At 60.8% G+C, this 12524-nt stretch carries 14 protein-coding genes; 2 read left to right on the top strand and 12 right to left on the bottom strand.

The annotated features are described in order from the left end of the window. Nucleotides 1-82: 82 nt before the first annotated feature. The 3 genes from J2W46_RS12390 to J2W46_RS12380 all read right to left on the bottom strand — a co-directional run bounded on the left by J2W46_RS12390 (nt 83) and on the right by J2W46_RS12380 (nt 1158). Nucleotides 83-607: an A24 family peptidase gene (locus J2W46_RS12390; RefSeq protein WP_310354066.1), complete on the bottom strand. Its 525-nt coding sequence runs from the start codon at nt 605-607 to the stop codon at nt 83-85. Nucleotides 608-701: 94 nt separating this feature from the next. After that, nucleotides 702-875, bottom strand: a complete 174-nt coding sequence (locus tag J2W46_RS12385; RefSeq protein ID WP_027805140.1) for a Flp family type IVb pilin — start codon at nt 873-875, stop codon at nt 702-704. A gap of 109 nt (nt 876-984) precedes the next feature. Further along, entirely contained in the window at nt 985-1158 is a 174-nt protein-coding gene (locus J2W46_RS12380; protein ID WP_020071341.1) for a Flp family type IVb pilin, read from the bottom strand. A gap of 1006 nt (nt 1159-2164) precedes the next feature. Here J2W46_RS12380 and J2W46_RS12375 point away from each other — a divergent pair. After that, a complete protein-coding gene (locus J2W46_RS12375) occupies nt 2165-3127 on the top strand; it encodes an ABC transporter substrate-binding protein (protein ID WP_374726823.1) in 963 nt (320 codons plus the stop codon). A gap of 36 nt (nt 3128-3163) precedes the next feature. Here the strand turns inward: J2W46_RS12375 and J2W46_RS12370 are convergent, their stop codons facing one another. The 5 genes from J2W46_RS12370 to J2W46_RS12350 all read right to left on the bottom strand — a co-directional run bounded on the left by J2W46_RS12370 (nt 3164) and on the right by J2W46_RS12350 (nt 7665). After that, on the bottom strand, nt 3164-3562 hold the full coding sequence (locus J2W46_RS12370; protein WP_310354060.1) for a hypothetical protein: 399 nt from the start codon (nt 3560-3562) through the stop codon (nt 3164-3166). Nucleotides 3563-3573: 11 nt separating this feature from the next. Next, a complete protein-coding gene (locus J2W46_RS12365) occupies nt 3574-4242 on the bottom strand; it encodes an RraA family protein (RefSeq protein ID WP_310354056.1) in 669 nt (222 codons plus the stop codon). Further along, complete coding sequence (locus J2W46_RS12360) at nt 4239-5279, bottom strand: amidohydrolase family protein (protein ID WP_020071336.1); 1041 nt, start codon at nt 5277-5279, stop codon at nt 4239-4241. The genes J2W46_RS12365 and J2W46_RS12360 overlap by 4 nt, the downstream gene beginning before the upstream one ends. 36 nt (nt 5280-5315) lie before the next feature. Continuing rightward, a complete protein-coding gene (locus J2W46_RS12355) occupies nt 5316-6638 on the bottom strand; it encodes an MFS transporter (protein WP_310354052.1) in 1323 nt (440 codons plus the stop codon). Between the two features lie 127 nt (nt 6639-6765). Continuing rightward, a complete protein-coding gene (locus tag J2W46_RS12350; RefSeq protein WP_310354048.1) occupies nt 6766-7665 on the bottom strand; it encodes a LysR family transcriptional regulator in 900 nt (299 codons plus the stop codon). A gap of 79 nt (nt 7666-7744) precedes the next feature. Between J2W46_RS12350 and J2W46_RS12345 the strand changes: the two genes are divergently transcribed. Next, nucleotides 7745-8464 (top strand): haloacid dehalogenase type II, encoded by a 720-nt coding sequence (locus tag J2W46_RS12345; protein ID WP_310354046.1) that lies wholly within the window; start codon nt 7745-7747, stop codon nt 8462-8464. A 14-nt stretch (nt 8465-8478) separates the two neighbouring features. On the opposite strand, the gene J2W46_RS12340 is transcribed toward J2W46_RS12345, so the two are convergent. From J2W46_RS12340 to J2W46_RS12325, 4 genes are all read right to left on the bottom strand, one after another. Beyond that, the gene (locus tag J2W46_RS12340) at nt 8479-9954 is read right to left on the bottom strand and encodes an NAD-dependent succinate-semialdehyde dehydrogenase (RefSeq protein WP_088175868.1); all 1476 of its coding nucleotides are present in this window, start codon (nt 9952-9954) and stop codon (nt 8479-8481) included. Between the two features lie 283 nt (nt 9955-10237). Beyond that, on the bottom strand, nt 10238-10567 hold the full coding sequence (locus J2W46_RS12335) for a hypothetical protein (protein ID WP_310354042.1): 330 nt from the start codon (nt 10565-10567) through the stop codon (nt 10238-10240). 86 nt (nt 10568-10653) lie between these two features. Then, nucleotides 10654-10860, bottom strand: a complete 207-nt coding sequence (locus J2W46_RS12330; protein WP_310068722.1) for a hypothetical protein — start codon at nt 10858-10860, stop codon at nt 10654-10656. 136 nt (nt 10861-10996) lie between these two features. After that, nucleotides 10997-12355, bottom strand: a complete 1359-nt coding sequence (locus J2W46_RS12325) for an MFS transporter (RefSeq protein ID WP_027780315.1) — start codon at nt 12353-12355, stop codon at nt 10997-10999. Nucleotides 12356-12524 lie beyond the last annotated feature (169 nt).

Genomic DNA, 12524 nt, shown 5'->3' with positions numbered 1-12524 from the left:
TCCCCGGTGCCGCGCGCTATTTTGAGCACGGCTTTATCGCTTCGGATGCCGGATCGTCGTCCGGCACGCGGTTGTGATTCCGTTATGCCGTTGCCGTCAGCAAGACGGAAATGGTTCCTGCTGCGATGGCTGCGCCGTAGGGCACTGATCCCACCGATTCGATGGAAGCCGCGCCTGTTTTGCGCAACGCGGGCTGGACAATGACGCGGAGATTTGCCCACACCTTTCCCAACTGATGACGCCGCCCGGTGCGCGCAAGCATCCATATGCCACCGATCACGCACGTGGCGAGAGCCGCATGGAACACGAGCAAAGGACCAATCCATGCGCCGACCATCGCGAGCAGCTTGACGTCGCCGGCGGCCATGCCGCGCACGAGATAAAACGGCAGAAACAGCGCGAGTCCCACAACGGCGCCCGTGAACCACGCGCCGGCGCCGGCGCTGAATCCCTTGAGCCAGCACTGCACAAAGAGCGCGCCGAGCAGACCGGCGCCGACCAGCATGTTAGGAATACGGCGGCACTGGATGTCCGTGCTGGCGGCAGCGACCACGAGCGCGATGACGCACGGAGCGATCGGTGGCATGACGTTGCTGGTAATCAACATGGCAAGCTCTTATCGGCAATACCGCAGACTGAAAAAGGGCGGTGCGATGGACGACGGCGCGAACGCGGCACGCCCATCGGCACTTCGCGCGAAACTAGGCCAGATAGCCGGAGATCGCGATGAACTTCGCCTCGAGGTTCGTCCCGATGGCCGTCACACCAACGATGATGGCGAGCGCGATGAGCGTGGCGATGAGGCCATACTCGATTGCGGTGACGCCTTCTTCGTCGTGGGCGAATGCGTCAATGGATTCAATGAGCGATTGCATGATCAACTCCCGTTCAACTGGATGGCGGCCTTGCGGGCCGGGCAGCGGCTAACGGCGGTGGCGGCGGACGGTACGCTTGCACGATTCGTCCGCCGGCACCGGCCCGTATTTACGCGAGCTTCCCTGCGATGAAGTTGAACTTCGCGTTGAGATTGGTACCAACGGCCGTCGCGCCAACGATGATGGCGAGCGCGATGAGCGTGGCGATCAGGCCATATTCGATGGCGGTCACGCCGTCTTCGTCGCGAATGAATGCCTTGGCGCTGTTGATAAACGATTTCATGATTGAACTCCCTTTAGGATGGCTAACTTAAATGTCATCGAATAACTACGGTTTGGGTACAACGTGCTGCTCACTACAAGGGTGCTACAGGAAATGGCGTCCGGGCGCTGCGGATGAGAGCGGCCGGGCAGGAGCCGAAAACGGCCTGCTACGATTTGTGTGGTGGCTGTGCCGCGGCGCGACTGTCAGCGGGATTAGCTTGCGGGAAACAGGGAACATAAGCGGCGCATTGAATATGACCGCGAGATGCGATGCCAGAAGACGACGCGCGATGCGCACGGCACACCGCAAGCCCGTTCGAATGAGGATAAGAGACTGCATCTTCTGGTACTCCTCGCATTCTTTTATTTCGCAACCGGATCGTTCTTCTCGCTGCTCATTCTCGAGCGTTTGAGAGAAGCCCCCGTTGGCAAGACCTGGTCGATGGTCATGTCGCCGGCTGTATGAAAAGATAAAGGCAAGGAGTGGGCCAGTCATGGTCGATTCCATAGCGCGCGGGGGTTGCAGCCCGTTGATCGCACTTCGCAAGATGCCAGCGCGCGTAGTTCTGACCGACTTGAATCACTTCTGCCTCATCTGCAGGTCATTTTTGCCGTGGCGGAACTTCGCGCTTTCCGGCGATGGTTATGCGGTGCAGCCCAAATTTAGGGATTTGACCCAGGTGCGTCGTTCGCGGCTTTCTTCGACGAATTGAGGCGGTTTTTTGGCCGGCGTCGGACCGATTCGTTTCAACTTTGAATCGCGGGTAGTCAGAGCGGCACTTCAAACGGCACAGTGGCGGTTTTTTGCGTGTACTGGAGCACTCACATACAAGCCTCGCAACGACCTGCATGCCCTTCGACTTCGACGCTCATAGCGCGCGCCCGACGCCAAAGCGCGCCGGCAAATAACGTTATCGAAATCGATTCATTCCCATGCCGCGCGCGGCTCGATACGCTGACGTATCGACCTGACGTGAGGGCTTATGGCTCATTCCGCTCCAACTTCTTTTTCAATGCGACGGCGCATGCTGAAACTGTTGGGTGCCGTGCCCGCCTTCGCGGCAACCGGCGCTTTGCATTCGCAACATACGCTGGCTGCGGATCTTGCATCGACCACGCTCGTACTCGGTGATCAGGCCGGCGGCACCCGCGCGCTCGTCGAGGCGGCCAAAGTGCTCGACGGTGCGCCATACGCTTTTCGCTGGGCGAATTTTCAGGGGGCGGCGCCGCTGTTCGAAGCGCAACGCGCGGGCGCCGTCGATCTCGCACCGGCAGGCGATTTACCGGTGCTCGCAGCGGCGGTTGGCGATCCGACGCTGAAGATCGTGGCGACCCGCGTGGGTTCGGGTGCGCAACTCGGCATCCTTGTCCCGCCGAACTCTGCGATACGCACGGTTGCCGACCTGAAAGGGCGCACCGTGTTTGTGTCGTCGGCACGCGGCAGCATTTCGCAATTCCAGTTGTATGGCGCGCTCGCCGAAGCGGGCTTATCGAAAGACGACGTGACGGTGCGCTTCATTTTGCCCGTCGATGCATTTGCGGCGTTCGCTTCCGGATCCATTGAGGTGTGGGCGACATTCGATCCGTACTACGGCATTGCCGTCCAACGCGGCGCCCGCGTTTTGCGCGACGGCACTGGCATCAATAGCGGGCTAGGCTTTATTACTGCGTCAGGGGCGTCGCTTGCGGACGCGGGCAAACGCGCGGCTATCGCCGACGTGCTGTTGAGGCTGCAACGTGCGGGCGACTGGGCATTGGCGAACCCCGATGCATACGCACAAATTTATGCGACGTTGACGCGCTCTCCGCTCGATGCCGCGAAAACGATCACGCGGCGTGCGTCGCTCAAACAGCATTTCATCAACGATAAGGATATTGCCGCGCTTCAGAAAGTGGCCGACAGTGCGAACCGCGACGCGATTTTGCCCCGCCGCGTGGACGTTCGCGCGATATCGGAGACACAGATCGCTCGACTGGCGAGCGGCTAGGGCGTTACTGCGTTATTGCGTTCGGGCTTTAGGGCTTCAGGGAAGCAATGGCACGTCTTCAATCAAATCGGCTTTCACCGCGCGAATCCTGCGATCGACAAAATAACCGCCGCCTTCGGTGTAGTGCAGATAGAGACGTCCGCATAAGACGCACTTCCACACTGCACAGCGGTTGTACGGAAAGTAGCGCGGCGCAATAGGCGCGTCGGCCGACCAATAGGTTGTCTTGTCCGGCAAGTACTCGCTGAAAGTCGGCTCGGCATAGTCCTGCGGCAGCAGCGTGCCGATTTCCTCGAACTGCGTTTCGTCGAGAGAAAGCGGTTGCGACTGCCAGCCGTCGAGCGGCGTTTTCATGCACGCGCATGGCCCGGTGACGCGCGCCTCTGCGGCACGCGCCAGTTCAACAAGCATTTCAGCGTTCAGATATTGCGCCATGAGGCTCACTGTCAGGTGTTCATCATCCTGTCGCGTTGAGGGGCAACCCACGAGCGGTCGAAGTTGCCTTCGGCAATCGACTTCAAGGCAGCCATCTCTTTCGCTTGTTGGCGGCGCGCGCCTTCGATAACAGCTTCGGCGTCGGCGGGCGCGATTGCGAGCAGGCCGTCTTCATCGCCGACAATGATATCGCCTGGATGGACCACCATGCCGCCGACGGTGACAGGCACGTTGATTTCGCCAGGTCCGTTCTTGTACGGACCACGATGCGTGACGCCGCGTGCGTACACCGGAAAGTCGCGCTGACCTAGCGCGCCGACATCGCGTATCGCACCGTCTATCACGAGTCCCTCCACGCCCAGACTCTGAGCGAAGCTCGCCATGATCTCGCCCATCAGCGCCTGGGTCAGGTCGCCGGCGCCGTCGATCACCAGCACGTCGCCGGGTCTGCAGAAATCGAACGCGCGATGAATCGCCAGGTTGTCGCCAGGCCGGGTATGCACCGTGACCGCGGTGCCCGCAAGCGGCTTTGGCCGATGATACGGTCGCAAACCGAGCATGCCGCTCGCGCGTGCCATGTTGTCGCTGAGGAGGGACACCGCAAGTTCGCGCAATGCACCGAGAGTCGCCGCTCCAGCCTGGGGTGCCGACTCATACTCTCGCCATCCGATTGGGTTCATACAATGGCTCCTTGCGCCGCGAGTTGCCGGTCGAGCTGACGCGAAAGCCGCGGATACACGGCACGCGCGTTGTCCTCATAAATACGTTGGCGCTCCGCGTCGCTAAGCCATTCGATTGCATCGATATAGCGGCGCGTATCGTCGTAATGGTGTCCTGTCTCCGGATCGACGCCTTGCACCGCGCCTATCGTTTCCGATGCAAACAGAATGTTTTCGACGGGGATCACTTTCGCGAGCAACTCAGCGCCGGGTTGGTGATAGACACAGGTATCGAAGAACACATTCTTTAGCAGGTAATCACGCAGCAGCGGTCGCTTCATGTCCTGCGCGAGACCGCGATAACGTCCCCAGTGATAAGGCACTGCGCCGCCGCCGTGTGGAATGATGAAACGCAGCGTGGGGAAGTCCGCGAACAGGTCGCCAGTGAGCAACTGCATGAACGCGGAGGTGTCGCCGTTGATGTAATGCGCACCGGTTGCATGGAAGTTCGGGTTGCACGACGACGACACGTGGATCATCGCGGGCACGTCGAGTTCGACCATCGCTTCATAGAGCGGATACCACGAGCGATCCGTGAGCGGCAACCCCGACCAGTGTCCGCCGGATGGATCGGGATTCAGATTGCAGCCGATAAAACCGAGTTCTTCGACACAGCGCCGCAATTCGTCAATACAGTTCGCGGGCGGCACGCCTGGCGCTTGAGGCAACTGGCATACGCCCACGAAGTTGCGCGGAAACAGCGAACACACGCGATGCACGAGGTCGTTGCATTCGCGTGACCATTGCGCGTTCGCTTGCGCGGTGGCGAGATGGTGACCCATGCCCGCAGCACGCGGCGAAAAGATCGTGAGGTCGGTGCCGCGTTCGCGTTGAATGCGCAACTGGCCCGTTTCGATGCTCTCGCGGATTTCATCGTCGCTAATGTTGGGGCGTGCGGGCGGCGTGTGGCCGTCCTTTAACGCGGCAATCTGCTGCGTGCGCCAGGCTTCGTGCTGCGGCGGCGAGGTCGTGTAATGCCCGTGACAATCGATGATCATGGTTTGCAATGCCTTTGCTTGTTGTCGCGATGTCCGTTACGCACGCGGCGCGGCGTCGCCTGTGGCGAGCGATTGTGTTTCGTCTTCCGATGCCGTGACACGCATCACCAGTGCGATGACCGTGGCCACGAGCAGGAATGCTGCAATCGTCAGCAACGCGAGCTTGAAGTTGCCGGTTGCGCTGCGCACGAGACCGATACTCCATGGGCCGACCAGGCCGCCGAACTGCGCAATGGTATTGATGAGCGCGATAGTCGCGGCGCCTGCCGCGCCGGTTCTGAACGACGACGCAAGGCTCCAGAACAGCGGATTGCCCGCATAGATAAACAGACCGGTCACGCATAACAGCACGTAGGCGATCACCGGATTCGGCGCATACGCGCTGCCGGCAATGGCCAGCGCACTCATTCCGTACACGAAAGCAAGGTGTCTCTTCCGGTCGCCGGTGCGGTCCGAGCTGCGGCTGATCAGGAAAATGCCGAGCACGCCGAGTAAAGGCGGCGCGGCGGACAGAAAGCCGACTTCAAGATTAGTAAGGTGTCCAAGGCTTTTGACGATCTGCGGCAACCACAGGAACAATCCATAAATGCCCACCAGTGCGCAGCCGAACAGGCAAGCCAGACTCCACACACGAATGTCGCCCGCCACGCGCATAAGCGGGAAGTGCGTGTTGCCGCCCAGGGCTTCTCGTTCTGCGGCGAGCGTGGATTCGAGCCAGCGCTTTTCGTCGACGGAGAGCCACTCGGCGTCGGCCGGGCGCTCGGTCATGATGCGCAGGGTGAGGAGACCGAGCAGCATTGCCGGCACGCCTTCAAGAATGAACATCCACTGCCAGCCGTGCAAACCGAGAATGCCGTCCGCGTAGGTCATGAGCGCCGTGGAAATAGGCCCGCCCAGCACTGCCGAAAACGACCCGGCGATGATGTAGCCGCCCACCGCTCGCGCCCGGTAGCGCACCGGAAACCACTTCGTCAGATACACCGCGACGCCCGGCAAAAAGCCGGCTTCCATGACGCCGAGCAAAAAGCGCAGCACGTAAAAGCTCGTGTCGTTGAACACGAACGCAGTCACCGCGGCCACGGCGCCCCACGTCAGAAGAATGCGTGCGATCCAGCGCCGTGCGCCAACGCGATGCAACAGCAGATTGCTCGGCACCTCCAGCAACATGTAGCCGACAAAGAAAATGCTGCCCGCGAAACCGAACACAGCGGGACTAAAGCCCAACTGCTTGTTCATGTCGAGTGCGGCGAAACCGATGTTGATGCGGTCGAGGTAATTGAAGAACATCATGGCGAAAAGCAGGGGCATCAGGCGCCCATATACCTTTCGCATGGTTGCGGCTTCGTCGATCGGGTTCATGCTGTCTCCTACCTTGCGGCGACGGCGAGTGCGCCGTCCCTGCGTTCTTGTCATATGTGCAGGCAATGATAAGAACGGGCGGGTGAGCAGTCCAAGACCGGTTGCTTATGCTTCTATAGGCTTTTGCTTATAGTGCGGCGTTCTCAAGCGGCGGCGGAAGGCAGGCGAGAAACGCATGCAAGTGCGGCGACGCGTCGTCCGAGCGGAAAGTCGCGGCAAGCGTCGAGCGGTATCTGGAAGCTGGTCCTGTCAGGTGGCGATAGACAACGTCGCTGCGGCCCAGACGCGCTACCGACTCGCCAATGAACGTGACACCCAGCCCAGCGGCCACGAGCGCGATAGCTGTTTGAATCTCATACGCCTGGTGAGCGACGAACGGCGTCAGTCCGGCATCGCGATACAACGATAGAACCGAGCGCTTGAACTGCGCATTCTGATGTTTTGGGTAAAGGATCAACGGTGTGTCGGCGAGATCGGTGATCTTCAAGCTCTTGCGGGCGGCAAGCGGATGGCCCGGCTCCAACGCGGCCACCACCCGTTCGCGCAGCAGCGGGTACGACGTGCATCCTTCGATTGCCAGCGGCTGACGGCCAATGCCGATGTGAATCCGCATGTCGCGAAGCGCATCGGTCTGTTCTTCGGTGAGCATTTCGAAGAGCTTCAGTTCCACCTGCGGATACGCTTGATGAAACGCTTTGAGCGCGGGCGGCAGAATGCTGTACATCGCCGAGCGCGTGAAGCCGACGCTGAGCCAGCCGCGCCGGCCTATGCCGATTTCCTGCGTCGCGAGGCTCGCCTGCTCCAGAGCACCGAGTATCTGGCGAGCCTCTGTACACAAGTAAAGTCCCGCTTCGGTAAGCGTGAGCGGCCGTCGAGCGCGATCGACCAGTTGCGTGCCGAGCCGCTCTTCGAGTGAGCGGATCTGTTGGCTCAGCGCGGGCTGCGCAATGTGAAGCCGTTCAGCAGCACGGCTGAAATTAAGCTCCTCGGCGAGAATCACGAAGCACTGCAGGGCCCTAAGATTCATAGCGATTCTGTTTGACGTCGGTACGCGCAGAATACCCTACACTGTTGCGTATGATCCGCAAAAACGAGGAGCGCAATCAATGCGACTGACTGACTTCGACACGTTGACGTTCGATTGCTACGGCACGCTAATCGACTGGGAAACAGGCATTTTCGAAGGCTTGCGGCCGCTTCTCGAACGCGTCGAGCAAATGCTGACACGCGACCAGGTACTCGAAGCACACGCGCGACACGAGTCGTCGCAGCAAAAGTACACGCCTTACCGGCGATATCAGGAGTTGTTGCCGATCGTCTATAAGCGCCTCGCCGAAGAATGGCGCGTGCCGTACACGCTCGACGACTGCATGGCTTATGGCAGATCGATTCAGAACTGGCCGGCATTCGACGATTCAGCCGCGGCGTTGCAGTACCTGAAGCAGCACTACAAGCTGGTCATTCTTTCGAACGTGGACAATGAGAGCTTTAGCTTTAGCAACGCAAAGCTGCAGGTCGAATTCGATGCAATCTTCACCGCTGAAGATATCGGTTCATATAAGCCGTCACCGCGCAATTTCGAGTACATGCTGGAGAAGCTGGGCGAACGCGGCATCTCCAAGGAAAAGATTCTTCACACGGCGGAAAGTCTCTTTCACGATCACAAGCCGGCGAATGAGTTCGGACTTGCGTCGTGCTGGATCTATCGCCGGCATGCCAAAGAGGGCTTTGGCGCGACAATGGACCCGGGCTCCCAGCCGAAGATCGACTTTCGCTTTAACAGCATGGCCGAACTGGTGGAAGCCCATCGCAACGCTTTGGTTTAACGCGAGGCGAACGCTTACTGGTCGAAGCCGCCCTGGCACAGGTACTTGATCGACAGATAATCGTCGAGTCCGTACTTCGAGCCTTCGCGGCCATAGCCCGATTCTTTTACGCCTCCAAACGGCGCCGCTTCGCTCGACACAGCGCCTTCGTTGATACCGATTACGCCTGCTTCCAGCCGGGCGGCGACACGGTCGATACGCCGCACGTCCTGCGTAAAGAAGTAAGCGGCGAGGCCGAACGGCGTGTCGTTCGCGAGACGCACCGCTTCGGCTTCGTCGCTGAAGCGGAACAGCGGCGCAACCGGTCCGAAGGTCTCTTCGCAGCACACCAGCATGCCGTCATTCGCGTCGGTCAGCACAGTCGGTGCATAGTAGTTCGGGCCCAGTTCCGTTAGGCGTTTGCCGCCGGTCAACACTTTTGCGCCTTGTTTTACCGCGTCTTCTACGTGACGCGCGATCTTGTCGATTGCGCGTTCGTTAATCATCGGGCCGATCTGCGCGCTCGGATCCGTTGCAGGCGCAACCTTCAGGGCCGCCACGCGTTTCGCGAGCAGATCGGCGAAACGCTCATAGACACCGGCTTGCACGTACACGCGATTCGGGCATACACACGTTTGCCCGCCATTGCGGAACTTCGCTGCCATCAGACCGGTGACGGCGGCGTCGAGATCGGCGTCGTCGAATACGATGAAAGGCGCATTGCCGCCCAATTCGAGCGAGAGCTTTTTCAACGTGGCGGCGGACTCGCGCGCGAGATGCTTGCCGACCGGCGTCGAACCGGTGAACGTGATTTTGCGAACGCGGGCATCGGCGAGCCAATCGGCCACCGCTTCGATGCCCTGGTCGCGCGAAGCGGACAGCATGTTCAGCACACCGTCGGGCACGCCGGCTTCCTGTGCGAGGGCGGCGAGCGCGAGTGCGGTGAGCGGCGTGTCTTCGGCGGGCTTGGCGACTACCGTGCAACCGGCCGCAAGGGCCGGCGCGATCTTACGGGCGATCATCGCGAGCGGGAAATTCCACGGCGTGATCGCGGCCACGATGCCGATGGCTTCCTTCACCGCGCTCATGCGTTTGCCGCGTTGCTGCTGCGGAATGATGTCGCCGTAGATGCGCGTCGCCTCGTCTGCGAACCACGCGACGTATGACGCGCCATACGCGACTTCGCCGCGGCTTTCCGCCAGAGGCTTGCCTTGTTCCGTCGACATCAGCTTGGCGAGGTCTTCGGTGTTCTCAACGATGAGCGCGTGCCAGCGGCGCAGAATCTCAGCTCGTTCGCGCGGCAGCTTGCCGCGCCATGCGGGCAACGCGCTGGCCGCGGCGTCGGTGGCGGCGCGCGCGTCTGCGGCACTGCTGTTCGCCACTTCGACGATCGTGTCGCCGGTCGCGGGATTAGTGACGGGAAAGCGCGCGCCGTTCGCGGCGGCGATCCATTTTCCGCCGATGAAATTCAGCGGGCGAATCAGTTCATTGCGCGTCAATGCGAGAGACATTGCGTTGCTCCTTGGGTTGCCGTTTTGACTGTATCGGGCGTACGGTTTCTGTAAGCGCGCAGCGGGTGCAGAGCAGCGCGAATCTCGTTCCATAAGCCGATGCTACGCGCGTCCGGCAATCAATGACTCGCCTCAAAAAGCGGCCCACGGTGTGCACATTGTTTTTTTCGGGCGCCCACAGCATATTCTGCTGATTGCACTGGGAGTTGGCGCCTACGACACGGCCTGCCGACGCGCGCACGACAAGTGGCGACCGCCCGCGTAGCATTGACGGTCGCAGGCGTTAGTGCGCTAACGCCTGTTCGTTGCGCGCCGTCGCGCACTCGGACGTGAACGCCATGCTGGCCTGGTCCGGCGTCATGCGCGGCGCGCTGGGCGCATAGATTTTCTCGATGATGGCGGCAAACGTCTGGCGGTCTGCATCGTCGCGATAGTACTTTGCGGCCTGATCGAGCGCCTGCGCTTTGGTCTTCTTGTGCGCGCGCCACGAAGCGACCTGGCCGGCGATATCGCCAATCGCAAAGCACTGATTGCTGACCGTTTGTGCCACGGCCTGAACGGCCGTTTGAACAAGGCATCCCGCAAGCAATGCGGATATCACCACGCGTTTCATGACGACGAATCCTGTTGGGCGCAAAGGCCGCAGTTTAACGCGGTAGCGAGCCCTTGCTGCCCGCGTCGATTCGTCGCTGTGGGCGACTATTTCTTGTCCGGCTCGGCTTCGGTGTCGGTGCCTGTTTTGCCATTGCTCCTGTTGGTGACCTCGCCCGTTTCGTCGAGTTCGTCATCGAGGTCGTCGTCGTTTTCATCAGCCGGTGGATCGGATGCCGCCGCCATGCCGAAAACAGGAACATGGCGAACGGGCAGCGAATAGGCAGGAGTGCCGGCAAGAGAATCGGGGTTCATGTCGTGTGCTCCATAAGATGGTCAGCATCACTTGCAGCAAGCCCCGAACCCGGCAGAGCAGGTTGCAGCTTGAAAAGAAAAAGCCGCCTCGAAAGGCGGCTTGTCTGCACCAGCAACGCACTTCCGTGCGAGGCGCTCAGTGTCCGAACGACTCCGCTTTAGGCACCGATGCATTCGCCACATGCGGCCGCGCCGCCTGTTTGATCAGCAGCGCGATGCACGCGATCACGCCGGCCACGGCGATCGTCGCGAATATGCCGGCGAACGTGAAGTGACGGCGCGCGAGTTCCGCCACGAGGAACGAACCGGCAATGCCGCCGAAGCGTCCAATACCAAGCATCCACGCGACGCCCGTGCCGCGGCCTTGCGTCGGGTAGAAGGCGGCAGCGAGTGCGGGCATCGACGATTGCGCGGTATTCATCAGCACCCCTGCAACGAACACGATAAACACGAGCGCGCCGACATTGCCCACCGCCTGGCCGATGAAATACACGCTCACGGCGGTCAACGCATAGCAGGCCGCGATGATACGGTTCGCGTTGAAGCGATCCATCAGCACGCCGCACACAACCGCGCCTACGCCGCCGAGCGGGAACAGCGCGGAAATCAGCGTCGCGCGTTGCGGCGTGAGGCCGGCGTCCTTCAGCAGAATCGGCATCCAGTTGATCGACGCGTAGAAAATTACGAGGCCCATGAAGTACGTGATCCACAGCATCAGCGAGCCGACGATGTACGCGCGCGACAGCACTACACCCGCGCCCTTGCCGCCCGTTTGCGGCGCGGTTTCCGTCATCATGAACGAGTCCGCCTGCGCGGCTTCGCTCGAAATGCGCGACAGAGCGGCGCGAATGCGCGCGACCGGCTGATTGTTGGCGACCATGTAGCGAACCGACTCCGGCATCTTGATCACCAGCAGGACGAGCAGGAGAAGCGGGGCGATACCGCCGAGCATCAACACGCTGCGCCAGCCGAAATGCGGAATCATCCACGCGGCGAGGAATCCGCCGAATGCCGCGCCGAGCGGGAAGCCGCAAAACATCAGATTGATCACGGTCGCGCGGCGACTGTCCGGGCAGTACTCGCCCATCATCGTGACGGCGTTCGGCATGGCCGCACCGAGGCCGACGCCGGTGATGAAGCGCAGCACCGTCAGATATTCGATGCTCGTCGAAAATGCCGAACCGAGGCAGGCGGCGCCGAACAACAACACCGAGCCCAGCAGCATTCCCCGTCGTCCGAGCCGGTCGGACAACGGCCCCGACACCAGCGCGCCGCATGCAAGGCCGAACAGCGCCGCGCTCAGTACGGGTGCGAGCGCCGGTTTCGCAATGCCCCATTCCGCGAGTAGCGACGGCGCAATGAAACCGATGGCGGCCGTGTCGAAACCGTCCAGCAGGACGATCACGAAACACATGAAAAAGACCAGCCACTGGAACGGTGAGAATGGATGTTCGTTGAGGAAGGTCTGAACGTTCACAGCGTTGCTGCGATTCATGATGCGTCTCCTGACTGCAAAAAGGCTCGTCGCAGCGAGCCTCGTCTTACTTTACGATCGCGTGCCGTTGGGCGGCGCGCAATGCCTGCGCCTGCAACTCTGTCGGCTTCATTCATGCATGGTATGCGGACAGGGTTGCCGTCGCTATCAATTTATTTGTTCGTATATA

The organism is Paraburkholderia strydomiana, from assembly GCF_031456815.1.
Lineage (GTDB): Bacteria > Pseudomonadota > Gammaproteobacteria > Burkholderiales > Burkholderiaceae > Paraburkholderia > Paraburkholderia caledonica.
Note: the sequence above shows the minus strand (reverse complement) of the source record. Positions and strands in the feature narration are given on the sequence as shown.